Genomic DNA, 19719 nt, shown 5'->3' on the forward strand with positions numbered 1-19719 from the left:
TCGGATGCCTTTTGAAACCCCTAAGTATTAAATACTTTTAAGAATTGACTGACCGACACTTTTCAGCTAATTTTCACAAACTTGTTAAAAATAACATAGATACACAAAAAGTTACGTTTTATAGGATAAAAAATTATCTTACATAAAGGAGTATGATTATTTGTGAATTACCAAAATGATAACAATTCTAAAATTCACAAACCTTGTTCTTGTCCATCCCCCACGGCTAACAGTTTAAATGTTGTTCAAACTACCCCAGCAATAGTTTCTGTAAATTCTGCGATTCCACTAGATACCGTGGTAAATTCTAATGGTACAGCAATCTCATTCGCACCACCAACAACTGTTTTACTCGAAGGTGGAAGAACCTATTTGGCAATCTATGAAGTGCAAGTTATAATTCAACCAGGAGGAAATGCGGCAGGTATCACCATGTATCTTAATAATAATTCAATCACTGGCTCAGGTACTTCTCTAGGATATACTGCAGGATTTACTTCTGTATCAGCACCCGCAATTTTCACTACACCTCCAGGTCTACCAAGTACACTTACTGTTAATGTAGGACCATATTCTAGTCCATTAAATACATTGGGCTTAACTCTTGCTGTCGTTGCATTAACATAATAAGATCTAAAACTCTCTAAAATGATTTTCTTTGTCCTTTAACTGTTTTTGGGGCTAGCCTCTAGGAACTCAACATAACTACATATAGAAAAAGAACATTATTTAGTTCGATAGTACTAGGTGACTCATCTTGCAAAATTGCTGAGTCATCTATTTATCTATAATAAAATAACGCTTTGGTTTAAATTATTTCTATAGAATCTATATCTATATAATCGGAACCCCCTTCATAGTAAGGGGGTTCTGCTGTTACACTTCCATCTTTATGAAGAGTACCTGGATACACATTTCCTCTTGAAAAAACTAACCTTAAATGCTCCCAGTCCTCTCAATAAATATCCTTCTTAGCTTTAAAAGTGATTTTTTTGTCCATATCCATTCCCCTTTTTTCATAAAAATTCAAATTTGGTCTTTATCAAAAACTTCAAGCTAATGTAAAACCTACGTAAAAATTACTTTGTTTCAACCTATCTACCCAATAAACGTTATATAATGAACTTGCAAATACCCGATTTGCACAAAGCTTACTTTCCATAGGGCTTATGTTGAGTGCTAGGAGAAATCCTAGCCTTTTTTTATTTCTCTCATATCAGTTGTGCCTTCCCATTTCCCTTCACGTACCCACTTCTTCTTGAGCTTTCCAACGTAAGTAAATCTACAATCGTACATAATGCTCATTTCCTTATCTGGAATTCCCTTTTTATTTATATGATACGGTCTCCCTCCGTTCGATCTACTCTATTGAACTTTTACTTCATTTCCATTTTACATTCTTCAAGAAAATCGATAGCCTCTTGAACCTGTTCTTTTGTTGAGAGTAATTCCATCTCATGTCCTTCTGTGTTATAAACACGAATCGTTCTTTCCTTAAACTCCACCCCTAACATTCCATCATCACCTAAAAACTTTATGTTATCTTCCATTTTCAAAACCTCGCTTTCGAAAGATTATTTTATTTTAATTCCATTTACTATTTGCTAAAATTCAGTAAAAAATATCATGTTAATAAAGGAGCAATCATGAAGCATACTATAAACTTATGGTCTTTTATTTTTTCATTTATTTGTGTTGGTTTACTTATCCTATACTTTGAAAATGAATCTATTAATACAGCGATGAATTGGAGCTCTACCGACCCAATAATTTTTTTACTGATATTAACAGGTTGGACCTTCATTGGTGGCCTTATAGGAATGAATACGTCAACTACTGCGAAAACAACGATTAGAAGTATAATTACAATCACACTTACATTGTTCTTACTTTTGTACTTAATATTAGTAGTGTGTTTTAAGTATCTTTAATCGGATCGTAATTATTAAATTCATTTTTTGGATTCAAATGGGATAAAACTCAATATTCCGTAAATACTATAGACACATGGTTATCTTTCCTCTGTTTTTCTTAGGTGAGCAGTTAGCTTTTGCTATCTGCTCTTTTACTGTGCATTGTTCTCCCAACTATCATCTGTTCTTTTCCATCCCTGACCGCGTAATTCTAAAATATATGACACTCTTCTTTTTGAAGCGTTTTCGATTGCTCTCTGTAAACTTTCAATTTCTTTTTGTTTGTATTTCAATTGTCGTTCAAATAATTCAATGTCCTTTTCTTCATTTGTTACAAATCTTTTATAAGCTGCAATTCTTTCCTCAGGCCACTTCTCCATATCCATTCCTCTTTTCTACAAAATGAAATTTTTGTTTAGTTTTCTTTCCTGCATAACATTTCTATATCCGTTTATACTATGCTACTTCTGCTAGCTGCTTTGTTGTGCCAAATAATTTTTTATTTCTCAACAACCATTATTGGAATTAAAATCCCAATAATGGTAATATGAAAGTAACTTTCAGTCAAAATTATTAACATGTCAAGTGTTGTTCCCTTTTAAAAGGTCCTGTGTCAACCAGGGCCTTTTAAACTTGTTCCCTACTAAAATAGCTTTTTTGTTCAAATACTTCACGCCCATGAAAAAATTACATTTGGTAACACGTACTCTTTTACACTAAGAGCTTTGATCCGAAGAGCACTTATATATAATATAGTGCTCTTTTTGGTATGGAATGTGAAATAAAGGCTTGCTCTTAAAACCTTTTATGTAATTATTGTGGGGTTTTTCCTTACACCCGTGTGTCTGTTTACTCATAAGTTGTTAAAGTATAAATATAAATTGTTAGTTAATTTATAAGGGAGGTGTAAAAATGAGTAAATTTAAAAAGAATTGTCACATACCCTTTCCATGTTCCTTTCCTTTGCCTCAAATAGGGCCTACTGGAATAACTGGACCTCCAGGACCTACCGGCATAACTGGAGTAACCGGACCTTCTGGTGGACCTCCAGGGCCTACTGGACCTACTGGATTGCCAGGAACTGTTGGACCTCCGGGGCCTACTGGACCTACCGGATTGCCAGGAACTGTTGGACCTCCAGGGCCTACTGGACCTACCGGCATAACTGGAGCAACCGGACCTTCTGGTGGACCTCCAGGGCCTACTGGGCCTACCGGCATAACCGGAGCAACCGGACCTTCTGGTGGACCTCCGGGGCCTACTGGACCTACCGGCATAACTGGAGCAACCGGACCTTCTGGTGGACCTCCAGGGCCTACTGGGCCTACCGGCATAACCGGAGCAACCGGACCTTCTGGTGGACCTCCGGGGCCTACTGGACCTACCGGATTGCCAGGAACTGTTGGACCTCCAGGGCCTACTGGACCTACCGGCATAACCGGAGCAACCGGACCTTCTGGTGGACCTCCGGGGCCTACTGGACCTACCGGATTGCCAGGAACTGTTGGACCTCCAGGGCCTACTGGACCTACCGGCATAACTGGAGCAACCGGACCTTCTGGTGGACCTCCAGGGCCTACTGGACCTACCGGCATAACCGGAGCAACCGGACCTTCTGGTGGACCTCCAGGGCCTACTGGGCCTACCGGCATAACTGGAGCAACCGGACCTTCTGGTGGACCTCCAGGGCCTACTGGGCCTACCGGCATAACCGGAGCAACCGGACCTTCTGGTGGACCTCCGGGGCCTACTGGACCTACCGGACTTACAGTATCCGGGTTATCTCATTATGCTTATGTTTTCAATACAGCAGCTCAAGTTGTTGCCTTAGAAGCACCTATTCTTTTTAATTCACATGGTAGAATGACATCTGGTTTTACTCATACGCTGGGAACTTCTCAATTAATGGTTCTTAATGCAGGAGATTATAAAATTTCTTTTTCTGTATCAGGAGTTGAGCCTAATCAATTCACACTTTTTTTAAATGGTGCTCCGGTTACCAGCGCAGTTTATGGATCAGGTGCAGGAACTCAACCAAACAACGGCCAAACAATCCTCGCTTTAGCTGCAGGTGATATTATTACCCTTAATAATCATACTTCTACTGCTGCTGTTACTTTGCAGACTTTGGCAGGTGGAACACAAACAAATATAAATGCTTCGATTGTAATTGAAAAATTAAATTAATTTAATCATTTATTTCTTGAAACTCTAGCAGTTAATAACCTAGAGTGGATTCTTTTTTTAACAAGCAGTTAGCTTTTGCTAGCTGTTTTTTTATTGCTTGTCCTTTTCATAACACTCCCTACACTGAAATATCCGCTCTTCGCGTTTATCTGGTGAGTATAGGAAAGCAAGTTCCCCACATAAACACCATTTCCATTCATAATCATCTCTCAACTGTAATACCTTACTCTTCTAATAAAACTTAAGCTACCTCTGATCAAGCCAATCCAATCCGCTCCTTAGTATATCTAATACACTAAGTATTGTTGTTTCAATTGTTCCTTATACAAAATGAAATTTTCATTGTAGTCTTCCTCTGTATATTTTCTTGACCTGCGCTTCAGTGAATCCCTCGTACACAGCAAACACTTCTGGAACTCACTTAAACACATATCAATAATCGTGTCATCTGTTGTTCTAATATAGAAATACTTAACCTCACCCCTGTAATCGTTGTGTAGATAATAACTTTTTATCTCGTAATGGTAGTTGTTAGCTCCCAATACTTCATACAGCTTATTTTTCGTTTCATCTATTTTAAATATTGATAATTGTTCTATTTCACTCCCTCCTTTTTACTAAAACAGCGTTTTTGTTTATTTACTAGAGTGGATTTTATTATTTTGTACAAGCACTCGTTCCTTTTGTTCAATAAAATATAGAGAAATCTCAAAGAAGAACTTAACTTAAAAAAGGTGGTGATCTTTTGATTAAAAATCGCATTGTAAATGGAGGATTCGAGACGGGAACTCTTTCTCCATTTATTGTAAACAATCCCTCTTTTGTTTCTATTAATAGCCTTAATAGCCATTCTGGTATTTACAGCGCTAAATTATCTGGTGGTCTAACTAACGCCATTATTGCTCAAGCAGTTCCGGTATCCCCAAATGAAACGTTCGAACTTTTTGTGTCCCTTACTAAAAACGGACCATTTCCTAGCCCATTGATAGCTATCAATGTCCAATATTATGATGGCACTACTTTTTTGGGTGATGGCTTAGTTACTTTTATACTTTCTAATCGTATCCCCGATGGCAACGAAAAAGATTGGTTAGAAGTTTATGGGACTACTTCTCCAGTGCCGGCTACAGCTAATACAGCATCTATAGTTATCGCTAAGTTCCCCGAATTAGGAAGTGCTGATGTATTTATTGATGATGTGTCCCTTCTATCTGTCGCTAATTCTGGATCTACAGGACCTACTGGACCTACTGGTGCTCCAGGACCTCAAGGTAACACAGGTGCTCCAGGACCTCAAGGTAACACAGGTGCTCCAGGACCTACTGGCAACACAGGTGTTCAGGGACCTACTGGCAACACAGGTGTTCAGGGACCTACTGGCAACACAGGTGTTCAGGGACCTACTGGCGACACGGGTGCTCAGGGACCTACTGGCAACACAGGTGCTCAAGGGCCTCAAGGCAACACAGGTGTTCAGGGACCTACTGGCGACACGGGTGCTCAGGGACCTACTGGCAACACAGGTGCTCAAGGGCCTCAAGGCAACACAGGTGTTCAGGGACCTACTGGCAACACAGGTGTTCAGGGACCTACTGGCGACACGGGTGCTCAGGGACCTACTGGCAACACAGGTGCTCAAGGGCCTCAAGGCGACACGGGTGTTCAGGGACCTACTGGCAACACAGGTGCTCAAGGGCCTCAAGGCGACACGGGTGCTCAAGGTAACACGGGTGCTCAAGGGCCTCAAGGTAACACGGGACCTGGTTCAATATTATTTAGTGATACAGATACGGGAACGCAATCATTAGGTGCTTCGTCAACAAATGTTCTTCAGGTAACAGCTGTACCTATAACAGCAGGTGATCAATTGAAATTTGATTTCACTGTACAAGTTTTAGTAACTCCTACATTACCAATATGGTCAGTTGCCCTTACCGTCGTATTATCCAGCACCATTGATGGAACTCTCCTCACACAGACTTATCACTTATCCGATGATACTAACATTGGTATTCAAACAATAAAAGTAGCAGAGGTATTTACAAATAGCCCTTCTGTCAACTCACATGATTACACTGTTAGCATTATTTCTACCAATGTCAATGCTTCAACGTCAGCAGAAGTTAGAGGATTAACAATTCTTAGATTTGATGCTTAATTTCTGTTGACAGAGATAATTGATTTTTCAAGAAGTTGATCCAATCAATCTCATGGCTCAAGGGGATTGGTTGGGTCTTTTTTGGAATATTGTAGGTTATGTAACTTCACATCACTACACTTCCCTCTCAAACTACCATCGACAAAAATACTCCCATCTATTAAATACATTCTAATAATAGTATATATTTCCATCTCTTTTTTATTAAAAGTATCTATACCTTTATAAAGGACCGACTGTTCTTATGCGGTATCCAACTTACACCACAATTCATAAGCTAACTTCTGTACATCCTTACGCAAACATTCCACTCAGCCCACTACTTTCACCACAAACATCAATTTATATTATAAATTTTTACCAAAAACTTAAAATATATAAAACTAACGTAAAACACTTGTTAAGATTCCTGTAATTTGCACTATTCGTCCCATAGTTGTTATAAAGTAAAGGTGTGGCAAACGTTCTACTTCTACGTTAGCGCCTTCCTTATAAATAGCGAGTTGCTTGAGTGCTAGGAGAAATCCTAGCCTTTTTTGATTTCTCTCATATCAGTTGGCCCGTTCCAGATACCCGCTCGTTTCCATTGTTTTTTCTTTTTCCCAACATACGAGGGGCTAAGTTCATACATAATACCAATATCCTTATCCGGTATACCTTGTATATTTAAATTCCTAACAACCTCAGGCGTTAAACCACTCGATTTTTCCATTCTTGGTCCACCATTCTTTTTAGGCTGCGTATCCAAGTACCTACCCAACTGGCGTAATTCTTCACCAGTCGGGCATGATTTACACTCATTGATACTGAAGCATTCGTTTGATGTACGATTGTAATAACAACGTCTACATTTCTGTTCGATAATATCGCCAATTTGGTATGTGAGTTCTTTTCGTTCTTCTTTAGTAAGTTTCATATGGCTCACCTATAAAACTGCTTTGAGCGCTATACCGAGCGCTTGTGATCTGCCTTGTAACTCAAGGCGGTGTTCACGTTCTTTCGCAGCAGTTTCTTCCGCTGCACGTACGTTGATATGCATTTTTTGTAGGTCATGTCCTAACTCATGATTCTTTTCCGTAACAGCGTTAAATTCATTGAGCAACGAGTTGTAATCTTCCTCACGAGCTTGCGATTGTTGCTTCATGCTTTCAAATGCATCTTCTACTTCAAAACGTGCTTTCTTTTCCGCGATAAGATCTTGCGCTAGTTTTTCTTTTATATCTTTTAATTCTTCGTACAGTTTCGATACTTCACTTAACTCTTTTCGAAGTGTATCTTTTTCATCGAGAACGTCATTTAATCGCTCTTTCCAAGAAACATCCAGCGTTTTTGCTTTCTCAATATGTTCAGTTACTACATATTTTAATTTTGGCGGTTCAGATTTCGATTTTTCAACGTTTTGAGGTTGTGGTGATAGTTTTGTATTCTGAGAATTCTTTAATACGCCTACACACTTATCAGGCGTTGCATTTATTTCACGTCTTTTTGCAACGTGATAATATAAATTGCCTTCTGTTACTCCGAACTCTGCTCCGATTTTCCCCCAAGTCCATTTCTTTTCATCAGAAGCACGTAATTTTTCAGCAGTCGCACAAATTTGATCCCAGTTTTTTTGTTCAGCCATATGTTCCGTTCTCCCCTCGAGTAGGCTCTCACCTAAGCTTTGTAGATTTTTACCGATTTCACAGTTTTCTGAACACCAACGTGCTATTGCATAATTGTTTCCAATCGATTTCGGAACAGTTTTACACGCTTTACAGTGACTATCTTGTATATTTAAAATCCAAAGTCGGACCTGCTTTTTTCCTTTTTGTTCAATCCATCACCCCATATAAGATTGAAAGGCAGGTAGTACAACGAACTTGTCATACTACCAACCTGTATTTATTAATCTTCTAATTTTTCATTGAAAGGCTTGTCCTCATCAGTGACTTCTGATTCCCCTGAAGATTGCGATTCTTTCTCTTGCACCTGCTCTTCTTCCGTTACAACCGGTTCTTCTGCCATTGTTTCTTCCTTCGGTTTCTCTTCTGCCTTTGGCTGCTCTACTGTATCTGTTTGATTTTCTTTCCACTCATTCCATTTAATCGCTAATGGAGCAACACGTTTACGATATTCATCGATGACTTCAATAATTTGCCCTGATGACATATCCAGTTCATTTGCAAGTTTCAAGTAAGACTCACCATCAATACGACGTTTCACGATTTCAGGTAGCTTATTTGGCATTCCGTCAAAGCTTGGTGCTAAGCCACTGATAATAAACGCATCCACAATTTCACGATCTGTTTGCTCTTTCTCTTCGCGCGTTTGCACTTTTTCTTCCGGGATATCAAAATCAGCCTCTAACTGCTCATGCGATGGTTTCACTTCTTGTACAACGCCTTTATCATCTACTTCATATTCTGTTAATGGCTTGTTTGTTTTCACGTTTAATTTCACATTGTAATTCACCACAAGAGATTCGATTGAAACATCCACTTTGATATCAATCATTTCAGATAGTGCTTCCATACTTCCATTTAACGAATCATCTGTTACTTCCAAAACGATTTCCTTTTTACCACCTGGCTTAAGATTTACTTTCTTTAAAGTTGGTTTGAATTCGATATATGACATATAATCCGCCCCCTTTATTTAGCTTGTTTTAGTTTTTTCTCTTCACGCTTTAATTTGTTGTACTCATCAAGTGTGATAAAGCCACCGTATTTCCTCACATGCTTTAGCAAGATGAGCTGTAAATGTGGGTATTTATATTCGAACATCTTCTTTTTCACAGCAAATGTTTCGGTAACCATACCCTTTATGTCCACGACTTCCACGTCACCATTTGGCAAATAAACCATGAAGTCAGCGATATATGTAATGGCCACAAACTTTTTACCGTTCTTTGTAAACGCTGGTTGCAAGGTGAATCTTGGTTGTAATTCAAAACTTGTAATTTCACCTGCAGCTTGGCGTATTTTTAATCCGGAATAATAATCCGCTTCTGCTTTGCTATGAAAAATGATGCCATCTACCTCTACTTTTTTTGCGTTATACTTATTCAAGTTTCTTCCCCCTTTGGGATGGCGAAATTAACTTTTCTCCACGGATTCCTTTATGATATCGATATTTCAAACAACCATAGCTGACATCATATTTCTCTGCTGCTTCCATCAAATTCAAATGTTCTCCGTGAATCCATACAAATATCGAATCCCTTTTATTTCGATCTTGCTGTTTTCTAGTAACCCACCTACAATTTTCAGGTTCATAATTCCCATTCGGGTCAATTCGATCAATACTCAACGGTTCTTTGTATCCATTTTCGTCAGCCCATTTTTTGAAAACGACAAAATCATACCACTCATCACAAACTTTTATCCCACGTTCACCGTAGTACTTATAGTTTGTTGAATTTGGATTATTACAGCGTTGCAGCATATCAGCCCTTTTTTTATATAGCTTTGTGCAACTGCTGGAATGTTTTGTTACCTTCTCCAACAGTAGACACCCACACGATTGATTGTCACCTGTCCTAAGTCCAGCAATATCCACTTCAACTTTCTTTCCGCAATCACACTCACAAAGAAATATTTTTCTTTGTGAATTATTTCTTTTCCCTGTATCTTCTAATACGACCAATCTTCCAAAACGCTTTCCTACAGAAACTTTCTTATTATTGTACTTACTCATTGTTTTTCTCTTTTGCTTCACTAATTAACTGAGTGATTTCATATACAGCATTTTGTGCACATTCCATGTTTCTTCACCCCTTGAATATTTTTCAAAAATCAATACATACTATTTTCAAGCCGCCGTATCCACGGCTAATACTTCTTTCTTTTGTTACAGCAGAAGCAGGTAGGTTCTTCACTTATCTGCTTTCTCTGTATATTTTTTAAAATATCGAAAATACTACCAACAAGCTGTTTGAACTAGCAGCTTCACTCTTCTCGTAATGGGAATGCAATTTATCACAATTAGCTAACTCATTCGACTCACTGGCAGACAACCAAAAATGTTGTCTGCTTTTTGTATGGAATTTTTCATTTTACATATACTACTTTTGAGCCTGTTACCAATGCAAGCCATTTGGTGTTTTGAATTCCGACTAAGCGTTTTTGTTGCATAGATTATTACATCTTTGACAACACTGTTTTAAAGCGCGTTTTCTGGTTATTCGTAGTTCTAATCCAGAATAATTTTTCTCCTATAAAGGACGGCAGGTACGACTGCTCGTCCTTTTTTACTTATACCGCATACTCTCCCTTCTGGTAATTTCGAACCACATTGCCCTCATCATCGTAGTAAGCAATTTCCCAAAAAGGATGACAGTTGTGTTTCTCAATTTCCCCATCAAACAAAACGAACAAATGAGTTTTCCAGTTTCCAACGATCGTACCCCACATGCCAGCTACGTTTACTCGCATACCCATGTAAGCAAAGTGTAGGTTTCTAAAATTTTGTATTTTCTTAAAAGCCTTTTCCGCACTGTACATACGCTTGATGTCAAAAACACCTTGATTCTCGCACTTTACAAACTTCATGAATTCAGCCATTGGCATCGTTAGAAGCTTTGTTCTGAACTTTTGCCAGTACAAGAATCTCGCCTTTCCTTCGGTTTCCGCTACTACAAATTCTTCGTTTGGCCAATGTTCGAAAATGGTTGTTAATTTATATTTGTAAAGCACCGCCATCCCTTCATCTCCCCCTTAATTTGCAATCAACTTACGGAACAGTTCTTCGTTTCTTGTGTCTAGTGCATGGTCAATTAGATTGTATTTAATCAGCTGATCAATTTCATCATGATCTTCCCCATCGATATGCGTTTCAAGTGAGCACTCATCATCTTCAAGTACTTCCATGTACAAAGGTTCCTTGTATTTACCTTTAAAATTGATTTGAATATATATCGGTGCATCATTCACATTGAAATGATGATATGCTGACATCCCATCTGTAACAGTTAAATTTGGTTTATAAAACGCGAACAGTTTACCTTCTGCAAAATCGGCTGAAATTTCAATTCCATACGGATACTTCTTTGCATTTTCAACAAAGTGGATTCTCGTTACAAACCTTAAATGTTTATGAATTTGCATTTTCAACAAAGTGGATTCTCGTTACAAACCTTAAATGTTTATGAAATGTGTAGACAAATGGAAAGCCCTCGTGTCTTCTAGGCAAGATATGGTTTAAAACAAATTGCATAAACTCACGCTTTTTCTCAACCGACACGTTGCTCATGCAGTAACCCCCTTTTCCATTCTTCAAATTTTTGTATCCAAGCATCCCAATTTTCTTTTTGCGTGGCTTCTTGCTGTTTTGCTACCTCACAAGTACAACCTTCAATCGTTATCATCCCAGGATAAATTTCCGTATGAACTACGCCAGTGTTACTGCATGTTTTGCACATTTTCTTCACTCCTTCTCACGATAATCTTCGCCCTCTACGGCGATTAAATAATGTTTACTCATGCCGAACAAACGACTCTTTGCTGCATAACCAATCTTTTCAGGTAATGTCTCATCATCTTCATTAGAGCTGTATAAAATCGGCAAATTATGACGATACCGATAATCAATAATTTGATAGTAGAGGTTCTCTTTCGCTTCTGACCATTTTGACTTCCCTAAGTCATCCCAGATGAGGACTTCTACTTGTTTTGCGTGGTTTAACAATCGGTTAAATTCTTTCTTATCATCGTTCATCATCTTGGCTGCAATAAGATCATCAATGAAATTCCCGTCTGATATAAGCAGTACGCTATACCCTCGCTTCATGAGATACTTTGCTGCAGCTACTTGAAGATGCGTTTTACCAAGTCCAAAACTGTTATGTTCTCTCTTGGCTTGTGCTCGCTTAGCTGGTTCTAATTGCTTGATTCGTAACTCTCCAAATGTAGCTACAAAACCTAAGCTATTTTGTTTTGTCTCTTTAATTTGTTTAAAGTAATGCAGATATTCCACCATCGTTTTATAGAGAAGCTTTTGTTGCTCTGTTTCTCGTTTGTACGAATCAAATCGAGCATTTGTAAATTCTTCTGGAATCATCGCGTTTTTCAACCTGCGTTCCAGCACTCGTTGCGCTTTACACTCACAATCCTTTTGCATAGATACTCTCATACCGAATTCATTCACTTCTTCGTAAAAAACCACTTCCGAATCCTGACACGTTACACATCTAAACTCTTTTAATGAAGCTTGGCATGTTGCGTTCTCGGCTTGCATTTTCTTCCTCATAGCTTCTGCTCGTACCATAACCTCTGCCAGTGCGTGCCCTACGTGTTGCATTGTTTACACCACCTCTTTGGTTTTTATAATCCTCATCAAGCTTGATAACATCTGCCAATGTTTTCACGTTGCTTTTTTGCCAGTTGAATAAAATACCGCTAATGTATTTCCACCGTTTTGCGTTCTGATCCACTGCTCTATCGACAGCTTCCATAATGATTTGGCTACCTAATACATCGCTGAATTCTCCGAGATCCTGCATTGCCGTTTCACTTAATGGAATATTGTTTCGTAAAAGGTAGTTATAACTTTTTTGAAATTCTTCATCTGTCAGAGGATGCTTATCTACATCATCATTAGTTAAATTAGTACTTGGTATTTCAGTACTTAGTTCTTTAGTACTTAGTAGTGTCGGATTTTCCACAAGTGGCTTTTCCACTTCTGGGTTTTCCATATGTGGTTTTTCCACAAGTGGCTTTTCCCTATGTGGGGTTTCATGTATTTCAGTTTCCCAACTTGTTATTTTCTTTGTTTTTTCATCCTTAACTGGATAACGCTTTACATACCCTGCCTTTTTCAATTCATTAATTCCTGTCCTCAATGAATCTTCACCATCTTTAGCGTGTTGGGCTAATTCACTGATGTGGAATGTCCAATCATCAGGTAGTGTAAGTGCATACGCTAAAATCCCTTTAGCCTTCCACGACAAAGTTTGATCCTTCAAACCAGTGTTGTTTATAACCGAATAATTGTTATCTTTCTTGACTCGAAAAATCCCCAAAGTGTCTACCCCCTTGTGCAAATCGCGATGTAAGATTCATTTTCCTTAATAACTTTCTCTATCCGATAACCTGGATAACCAGTTTGTATATAACGTGCAATTGACTGTTTCAATTCATCTTTTGATTGTGCTCTCTCCCACAATTTGCGAGAGAGAAGCACCTTTGATTTGTTATTCACCTTCAATCACGAAGTCATCTTTCACGTCTCCTTCAGCTGACTGTTCCACTTCGCTTTGATCCACTTCGATAAATTCTGGTTCTTCCGTAATATCCTTACGAACCACTTCGTCATGCTGCGCTTGTGACTGAACCTCAATGCTGATTGGTAAGTATTTAAACATGTAACGAACCACTGTTTTCTTTGCCATTTCATCATAATCTGTCTTCCACGGGCTGTAGTTGGAATTTGCTGAAGCTGAACGTCCTCTTCGTTTTTCAATTTCACTCTTTGGCATAAATTCCATTTGATGCCCACCATCTTTGAAATGTGCGACTGCATACGCTCCAATAAACTCGCCACGATCACCAAATGATGGTTTGTGCTTCAGTTGAGGGTGTAAACCTAATTCGTATTCAAATTCATCATTTTCGTATACTGCATGTGCATAAATGCTTTGAATATGACCCGAACGTCTTGCTAAATCAATCATCCCTTTATATCCGATAATGAAAGTAGCTTCACTCTTATACGGTAAGATATAGCAATGTCCTAATAATCCTGGCTCAAGCCCTAATTGTACGGCTTGCATAACAGCTCCCATAAGCGATGGTACTTTGCATTCAAGTAACTTTGGATTTGTACGGATTGTTGTTAATGCAATTCGACTCATACGATCCATGCTCATATGTTTTGGTAATACTTCCGCAAAACGTGGCGCCATCTTCTTCATATACGCTTCTACTGTTTGTTCAGGTGTTACTGGTGCGCTTGCTTTACGATTTGCTAATTGATTTTTTACATCTTTGTTAGTTGCCATTGTTTATTTCCTCCCTTATTTAACCGTGAATTTTCTTGATTTAGATTCTTTAACATACTGCTCAAATAAATCAGGGTGTTCTGCTTTAAATCGCTTGCTATCAAAACGATTTGTTGTATATGACTTCCAATAAATTTTATAGTTCTCAGTCCCGCCAACTTCATTGGTACCGAGTTTCGCTTTGATTTTGTTTTCGTACTCTGCCTTTTGCTCTTGCAGCACTTTAATCTCTCTATCCACTTGATCACGCGCTTCAATGAGAAGTTCTTCTTGCTTACTTAAACTTACAAAGCTATCTGTAATGGATTCTGGATATAAATGTTTAAGCAATTCTGTTGATGCATCTGAACCGTCAAACATCGGCGGTTCGTTCTTCTCAACGTTGTTAATCCAAAAGTCTTTTTCTATATCGATAAGATACTGAATCAATTCCTCATCTCGTTCGATTTTTTTATGAACGAATTTATTACCACCTATAAGTACTGCAATCCACCATGCTTCATAGCCAGTTACGGCCATATAATGTTGACACTGTAAAAGATAAGCAGCTGGAACTTCTTCATCTTCCCACTCTTTTTTTAAATATTCCGACGCCGTTTTGCATTCAAGGCCAATCTTCTCGCCGACAATTAAACGGTCAATATTTGCTAACATCCACGGATATTCAGGGTGTTGAAGGATTGCATTTCTACGTTGAACTTTTAAATCAGTACGCTTGGAAAATTCTTTTGCGACTACTTCTTCTAGAACGTTTCCGAAATATGCCGATTCACTTTGTATATCTTCTTTTTCAATCGCTTGTGTTTTTTCAAAAAATACTTGAACCACTGATTTCCATTTATTTAAACCTGCGATAGCAGAAACATCTGAACCACCAATACCTTGTGTACGTGCTTGTAGCCACTGAGCGCGGTCCATGTTGAGTGTATTAACCAATACTTTTGCTTGCATGTTCTATTCACTCGCTTCCTGTGATATACTAGCTCTGACTTATTTTTCAAAGGGAACCCATTGCCGTGGGTTCTTTTTTATTCCCCTGCAACAAACCTCGTTGCGTGCCGTTCTAAAAACTTTTCGGCACATTCTTCACAAATTAAACTTCCTTCGAATTCGTAATAGGTCATTCCAAAATACAATTCACCTTCACAATCGCTACAATAGTGTTCGAAGTTTTTTTTGCATGAATCTTGTTGATTTCCTAATACAATTGGATTTTCTAACATTCAACTCACCTCCTCTGAAAGAGTAATGTAATGAGCTCTTTCCACCACGTCCGCGTTTACTCCCTGGCTTCTTAACCGCCTAATAATCCCTAAGATGTTTTTACGATCTCTTTCACGTTCCTCATTATGTTTTTCTTTCGCCCGATACAGTGCTGCAAGTTCCCTTCTTGCTAATCGTGCTTCCTTAATCCATGTACATAGTGCGATTGGATCATGTTGCATTAATGCTTCAATTTGCATTTGATTACAATATTTTAAGAACTCATCTAACACCTGTTTCTTTTGCATGTCCTTTTGTAAAACTGGCGCTGTAATGCTCATATTCTTTTCACCTTCCTTAATTGCTTATTTTCTTGCTTGAGCTGCTCGTTCTCGTTGATAAGCTTTGCAAATGTATCAAATAGCGCTACGCTACCCACGAATGACACGATAACCACCGCTGTGATTAAAAGGCTGAATGTACTTTCAACCAACGTACGGTTCCTCCTTTTGCGCTTCTAACCATGCTTCCAAATCTTTCTGTAAGAAGAGTAATTTGCGCCCTTCTCGGATAACCGGAAACTGCGGATGGTTTGCAAGTTCATACACTCTGCAAACTGCGATGTTGAGATAAGCAGCTGCTTCTTTCACTCGTAATACCTTGTTTGGTTGTGATTGTTGGTGTAAATCAGCTAATGCTAATCTAATTTCTTCACGAATCACTTCACGGATTGACTCTTTAATTATTTGATCTAATCCCATTTTCTTTCGCTCCTTTATAACTGTGATTTACTTATGAAATTTTTATTTAAGGCAAAAATATCTCATAAAGTATACCTAATGGTTTGCTTCAAGCAAACCATTAGGTAAAAAATAAAGTCGTCTTATACTGACTCCTTTAAAATTTCTTCAGTGTTTACATTTAACAATTTTGCTATTTTAACCAACTTTGTAATGCTTGGCTGTCTGTTACCCAATTCCAAATTGCAGTAGATTGATTTGTTTCGATAACCAACATTTTCAGCAACATAACTCTGACTAAATCCAAGCTGTGTTCGTAAGGCTTTAACTTTTTCGGTATCAAGTACCATCATTTTTTATCACCTTCATCTTGTTTGTTAATTTGATTATATATTAAAGGTTTGCTTCAAGCAACCTTTTATTCAAAAAATTTTAGTTGTCTTGTAGCAAACCTTTTTGTTACATTCTATATAGGGAATTCATTGACTGAACTCAATGAATTTTTAGGGGAGGATTTACTAATGAGCGAAAATATAATTGGTATTAGAATTAAAGAGATACGAGTAGAGCTTCTTAAAATGAGTCAACTTGAATTCGCAGAAGCTATAAAAGCTAAAAAATCAATGATTTCTTTATATGAAAATGGTCATAGAAACCCATCTAGAGAGACCGTTGAAAAGATGTCTCGTATATCCGGAGTGTCAGCAGACTACATCATGGGGATTTCTGAATATAAAAATTTAAATTCAACAGATTCGAAATCAATAAAAGATGACCTCAAAGAAATAATGCAACAGATAAATGACCTGAATCCGAAGAAACGTGAAGAAATAATTAATATGATCAAAAATGAGTTATAAGAAAAAAGCGATAGATAGCTTAATTGCTAACCATCGCTTTTTTTATTTTATTCAGCTTTTCTAAAGCTTCTTTATCACCTTGATAAACCTTTTTTAATAATGATTCCATTCTCTTTTCAACAATAATCATTTCTGATTTTCCTTTTGTTAGATGCCCCATATAACCCTTCCCCCATCACCCTTAATTATTCAAAAATGCCAAAATGAAGAAAATGAATAATCTCCTAAACGTACGAAATGCCATCGCATCTTTAGATGCAATGGCATTTTTAAATCATTTATTATCCTAAAGTGCCTGGGTCCATTCTCATCATTTGTACTTCTTTTACTTTTTCAGTGGCTTGATTATCTTTAATTGATACCGAACTAACAGATAACACTGATAATGTAAGCGTACATGCAATAACTAAACTAGCTACTATTTTTTTCATTCTCATTGTCCCTCACTTTAAGATATCAAAGATTTTTATGTAGAATAAATTGCCGTCTTTTAAGAATCGATGATATGCTTTTCTGCGCAATACTTCATCCTTTGTTGCTATTGATAAATAAAAGTCTTGAATTGCAGTTCGATTATCAATTTGATGTAAAATTGCAGAAGCTTTACTATTCTTATTCTGACGAATATACTGTAACGCCCTTTCAGCGTTATGATGTATATATTCTGATTTTACGGGAAAATTATGAATAATACAACAAAAAGAGATGGTATTTTCCACTAATTTTCTTTTAAGTAATGATTTGTTATTTTTTATTTTTTTCAATTCTACAAGTGAAAGCTCAAAATAATACAATGCTTTATCAGGGTCGCAGAAAATATAACTTTCCGCAAATATACTTAATGCTGTAGCTTTTAATAGACTTGGAACCCCTTCTTCTTCTAGCACTTTTTTTAATAATTCTCTAGCCATACCTACTTCATCCTGCATTAAATACGCATATGAGCATATTATGTTTAACTCTACCTCATTTAAGGTTCTTTCCAAACCTTTTGGCATATCATTTATTTTATCTTGTATCATCCCTTGTAACACTGTTAAAACATTGTATGCTCCTAAATCAAAATAACCATATATACTTAGGGTGTTCACAAGTATGCTCACCCCTGGTTTATTTAAATTGACTTTTGTGCGTAACTCTTCTATTTCTTTAAGAAATTCTCCTGACCTTAATAAACCAGTTTGTCTTTCTAAACAAACGCGAAAAATCTCTTTATAATTATTAGTAACTGATTGTTTATACTCTTTCCCAATAAGATCATGCAGTAATTCTGTATAACCTGATAAATATAAGTAATACATAGCAAGCCGTACATCAGCTTCTTTATCAGTACACTTTAAAAATTCCTGAACCACTTCCATTTTCTTCTCTTCAGAATCAAGTCCACCCAAGATTTTCATTAGTTTTGTGAAAGTCATAGGAACTTTCCCATTCAATGTTTTCCATAAATTTGACTGCGATAAATTTGTTATTTTTGATAATTTCGCTGAATTCAAATCATCACTTGAAACAATACCTCCAAAGCCAATTGCCTTATTCATACTAACGCCTCCTTGAACGCGAGACACCTACCCGAATTTTCTCAATAGAAAAACTGTACCATAGGGGATTTCTTTTGGAATATTATGTTATACTTGGGCTGACTCATGGCAAAAGTTTTCCCTATCCGTATTAGGGAACAGCGAAAGAGTGGCTGCACACTACTTTTGCTGCGCTATGGGTCTTTTTTGTTCTTATTTTTCACTTAAAATAAGTTTATCACAAGATTTAGAATCTTCATTCCACTTAAAGTCAATTCATGTTGAGAAAGTTTTTTCGAAAAGTCTATGCCCCAAAACTATTAGCAAGTATATTAATTGTAACCTATACTCTGACAGTAAACGTCAAACATTTGCCGTTTACAATTTGTAAAAGAATCTATGAGTGTAGACCTTAACATTATAGGTAAGGGCGTTATCTTAGGCGTTATAACTGTAGGAATTGATTTGAAAGACGAAGTTCAAGATTGGTTACTTAAAAAATAAATTTCTGTAAATCAAAAGCACAGTAGCATTAAGCACTGTGCTTTTTTCTCTCTTTATATTCCCGTTCCTGGATCGGCATATCCTGCACCACCTCCAGGACCTGCTTCATTATTCTTTTGAGCGTAGTTCCATCCGCCTGGATCTTTTGTATATGTATTTCTCATGATTTCTTCCCTCCTTCCTAATTTGAATCTGCAATTATTTTAGCTCATACGTTCTGCATCTGTAAATTAACTATTTTGGTATTTTGTAGGAGTATATACTTCCATTGATAAATTAAATATATTAATATATTTATAAAACGATTATAAGGAGTATATTATATGAATCAAATTGACTTTAGTTCTATACAATCACCAGTTAATCACCTTGCTATGCAGGCGGCTATTATGGTTGTTATCATGATAATTACCAGTAGCTTAGTTTACTACACACTGTTAAAAATCCATGCTCCTAAACAGTTAGCTAGTGTGATTGCGACAATGTGTACTATGGCAGCTGCATATAAGACGATTTTAATTTTATTTCCATGAGTATAAAAAAGAGAGCTCATAGCCCTCTTTTTTATACTCATGTTTCTGGATTTGAAGATAACGGACTTCCACCTGTGCCACCTGGATCAAAAATCACTTTCCATCCTCCTGGATCAGTTACTC

The 19719-nt window shown here is 37.3% G+C and carries 27 protein-coding genes and 2 pseudogenes; 5 read left to right on the plus strand and 24 right to left on the minus strand.

Going from position 1 to position 19719, the window contains the following annotated elements; translation table 11 throughout:
• Positions 1-162: 162 nt before the first annotated feature.
• A complete protein-coding gene (locus tag QCI44_RS15295; protein ID WP_353811282.1) occupies positions 163-627 on the plus strand; it encodes a hypothetical protein in 465 nt (154 codons plus the stop codon).
• A 749-nt stretch (positions 628-1376) separates the two neighbouring features.
• On the opposite strand, the gene QCI44_RS15300 is transcribed toward QCI44_RS15295, so the two are convergent.
• Together QCI44_RS15300 and QCI44_RS15305 are read right to left on the minus strand one after the other, a co-directional pair.
• Positions 1377-1550 carry a hypothetical protein gene (locus QCI44_RS15300; protein ID WP_353811283.1) on the minus strand — a complete coding sequence of 58 codons (174 nt, stop codon included), beginning with the start codon at positions 1548-1550 and terminating at the stop codon, positions 1377-1379.
• 515 nt (positions 1551-2065) lie between these two features.
• The gene (locus QCI44_RS15305) at positions 2066-2293 is read right to left on the minus strand and encodes a hypothetical protein (RefSeq protein WP_353811284.1); all 228 of its coding nucleotides are present in this window, start codon (positions 2291-2293) and stop codon (positions 2066-2068) included.
• Positions 2294-2825: 532 nt separating this feature from the next.
• Between QCI44_RS15305 and QCI44_RS15310 the strand changes: the two genes are divergently transcribed.
• Positions 2826-4100 carry a BclA C-terminal domain-containing protein gene (locus QCI44_RS15310; protein WP_353811285.1) on the plus strand — a complete coding sequence of 425 codons (1275 nt, stop codon included), beginning with the start codon at positions 2826-2828 and terminating at the stop codon, positions 4098-4100.
• 339 nt (positions 4101-4439) lie between these two features.
• On the opposite strand, the pseudogene QCI44_RS15315 reads toward QCI44_RS15310, so the two are convergent.
• A pseudogene (locus QCI44_RS15315) lies at positions 4440-4699 on the minus strand (hypothetical protein).
• Positions 4700-4845: 146 nt separating this feature from the next.
• Here QCI44_RS15315 and QCI44_RS15320 point away from each other — a divergent pair.
• Positions 4846-6258, plus strand: a complete 1413-nt coding sequence (locus QCI44_RS15320) for an NTTRR-F1 domain (RefSeq protein WP_353811286.1) — start codon at positions 4846-4848, stop codon at positions 6256-6258.
• Between the two features lie 526 nt (positions 6259-6784).
• Here QCI44_RS15320 and QCI44_RS15325 read toward each other — a convergent pair.
• The 18 genes and pseudogenes from QCI44_RS15325 to QCI44_RS15410 all read right to left on the minus strand — a co-directional run bounded on the left by QCI44_RS15325 (position 6785) and on the right by QCI44_RS15410 (position 16532).
• Positions 6785-7174 carry a hypothetical protein gene (locus QCI44_RS15325; protein WP_353811287.1) on the minus strand — a complete coding sequence of 130 codons (390 nt, stop codon included), beginning with the start codon at positions 7172-7174 and terminating at the stop codon, positions 6785-6787.
• Positions 7175-7183: 9 nt separating this feature from the next.
• Positions 7184-7882 carry a hypothetical protein gene (locus QCI44_RS15330; protein WP_353811288.1) on the minus strand — a complete coding sequence of 233 codons (699 nt, stop codon included), beginning with the start codon at positions 7880-7882 and terminating at the stop codon, positions 7184-7186.
• A gap of 33 nt (positions 7883-7915) precedes the next feature.
• Positions 7916-8077, minus strand: a pseudogene (locus QCI44_RS15335) (zinc-finger domain-containing protein); the annotation flags it as partial.
• 68 nt (positions 8078-8145) lie between these two features.
• A complete protein-coding gene (locus tag QCI44_RS15340; protein WP_353811289.1) occupies positions 8146-8877 on the minus strand; it encodes a 2-methylcitrate dehydratase in 732 nt (243 codons plus the stop codon).
• Between the two features lie 14 nt (positions 8878-8891).
• Positions 8892-9308, minus strand: a complete 417-nt coding sequence (locus tag QCI44_RS15345) for a DUF1064 domain-containing protein (RefSeq protein ID WP_353811290.1) — start codon at positions 9306-9308, stop codon at positions 8892-8894.
• Positions 9301-9936, minus strand: coding sequence for a hypothetical protein (locus QCI44_RS15350; protein ID WP_353811291.1), 636 nt, complete (start codon positions 9934-9936; stop codon positions 9301-9303). The genes QCI44_RS15345 and QCI44_RS15350 overlap by 8 nt, the downstream gene beginning before the upstream one ends.
• Before the next feature lie 557 nt (positions 9937-10493).
• The gene (locus QCI44_RS15355; protein WP_353811292.1) at positions 10494-10940 is read right to left on the minus strand and encodes an MFS transporter; all 447 of its coding nucleotides are present in this window, start codon (positions 10938-10940) and stop codon (positions 10494-10496) included.
• Positions 10941-10955: 15 nt separating this feature from the next.
• On the minus strand, positions 10956-11345 hold the full coding sequence (locus QCI44_RS15360) for a YpiB family protein (protein ID WP_353811530.1): 390 nt from the start codon (positions 11343-11345) through the stop codon (positions 10956-10958).
• Between the two features lie 125 nt (positions 11346-11470).
• Complete coding sequence (locus tag QCI44_RS15365; RefSeq protein ID WP_353811293.1) at positions 11471-11659, minus strand: hypothetical protein; 189 nt, start codon at positions 11657-11659, stop codon at positions 11471-11473.
• A 5-nt stretch (positions 11660-11664) separates the two neighbouring features.
• The gene (locus QCI44_RS15370; RefSeq protein ID WP_353811531.1) at positions 11665-12474 is read right to left on the minus strand and encodes an ATP-binding protein; all 810 of its coding nucleotides are present in this window, start codon (positions 12472-12474) and stop codon (positions 11665-11667) included.
• Positions 12428-13258, minus strand: coding sequence for a DnaD domain protein (locus tag QCI44_RS15375; protein ID WP_353811294.1), 831 nt, complete (start codon positions 13256-13258; stop codon positions 12428-12430). Before QCI44_RS15375 ends, QCI44_RS15370 begins: the two co-directional genes overlap by 47 nt.
• Before the next feature lie 171 nt (positions 13259-13429).
• Positions 13430-14236 (minus strand): recombination protein RecT, encoded by an 807-nt coding sequence (gene recT / locus QCI44_RS15380; protein ID WP_353811295.1) that lies wholly within the window; start codon positions 14234-14236, stop codon positions 13430-13432.
• Positions 14237-14251: 15 nt separating this feature from the next.
• Complete coding sequence (locus tag QCI44_RS15385) at positions 14252-15187, minus strand: YqaJ viral recombinase family nuclease (protein ID WP_353811296.1); 936 nt, start codon at positions 15185-15187, stop codon at positions 14252-14254.
• 77 nt (positions 15188-15264) lie between these two features.
• Positions 15265-15459: a hypothetical protein gene (locus QCI44_RS15390; protein ID WP_088060329.1), complete on the minus strand. Its 195-nt coding sequence runs from the start codon at positions 15457-15459 to the stop codon at positions 15265-15267.
• Entirely contained in the window at positions 15460-15780 is a 321-nt protein-coding gene (locus tag QCI44_RS15395) for a hypothetical protein (RefSeq protein WP_353811297.1), read from the minus strand.
• Complete coding sequence (locus QCI44_RS15400) at positions 15777-15932, minus strand: hypothetical protein (protein WP_353811298.1); 156 nt, start codon at positions 15930-15932, stop codon at positions 15777-15779. The genes QCI44_RS15395 and QCI44_RS15400 overlap by 4 nt, the downstream gene beginning before the upstream one ends.
• Positions 15925-16200, minus strand: coding sequence for a helix-turn-helix domain-containing protein (locus QCI44_RS15405; protein ID WP_088060326.1), 276 nt, complete (start codon positions 16198-16200; stop codon positions 15925-15927). Before QCI44_RS15405 ends, QCI44_RS15400 begins: the two co-directional genes overlap by 8 nt.
• A 122-nt stretch (positions 16201-16322) precedes the next feature.
• Complete coding sequence (locus QCI44_RS15410) at positions 16323-16532, minus strand: helix-turn-helix domain-containing protein (protein WP_088046585.1); 210 nt, start codon at positions 16530-16532, stop codon at positions 16323-16325.
• A gap of 168 nt (positions 16533-16700) precedes the next feature.
• Here QCI44_RS15410 and QCI44_RS15415 point away from each other — a divergent pair, with 168 nt between their 5' ends.
• Positions 16701-17039 carry a helix-turn-helix domain-containing protein gene (locus QCI44_RS15415; RefSeq protein WP_353811299.1) on the plus strand — a complete coding sequence of 113 codons (339 nt, stop codon included), beginning with the start codon at positions 16701-16703 and terminating at the stop codon, positions 17037-17039.
• Positions 17040-17058: 19 nt separating this feature from the next.
• On the opposite strand, the gene QCI44_RS15420 is transcribed toward QCI44_RS15415, so the two are convergent.
• The 3 genes from QCI44_RS15420 to QCI44_RS15430 all read right to left on the minus strand — a co-directional run bounded on the left by QCI44_RS15420 (position 17059) and on the right by QCI44_RS15430 (position 18580).
• Complete coding sequence (locus QCI44_RS15420) at positions 17059-17199, minus strand: hypothetical protein (protein ID WP_176373009.1); 141 nt, start codon at positions 17197-17199, stop codon at positions 17059-17061.
• Between the two features lie 121 nt (positions 17200-17320).
• A complete protein-coding gene (locus tag QCI44_RS15425; RefSeq protein ID WP_088046583.1) occupies positions 17321-17470 on the minus strand; it encodes a hypothetical protein in 150 nt (49 codons plus the stop codon).
• Between the two features lie 12 nt (positions 17471-17482).
• On the minus strand, positions 17483-18580 hold the full coding sequence (locus QCI44_RS15430) for an AimR family lysis-lysogeny pheromone receptor (protein ID WP_353811300.1): 1098 nt from the start codon (positions 18578-18580) through the stop codon (positions 17483-17485).
• 806 nt (positions 18581-19386) lie between these two features.
• Here QCI44_RS15430 and QCI44_RS15435 point away from each other — a divergent pair.
• Positions 19387-19596: a hypothetical protein gene (locus QCI44_RS15435; protein WP_353811301.1), complete on the plus strand. Its 210-nt coding sequence runs from the start codon at positions 19387-19389 to the stop codon at positions 19594-19596.
• Positions 19597-19719: the final 123 nt, after the last annotated feature.

It is taken from the genome of Bacillus cereus group sp. RP37, assembly GCF_040459695.1.
In the GTDB taxonomy this organism is placed as follows: domain Bacteria; phylum Bacillota; class Bacilli; order Bacillales; family Bacillaceae_G; genus Bacillus_A.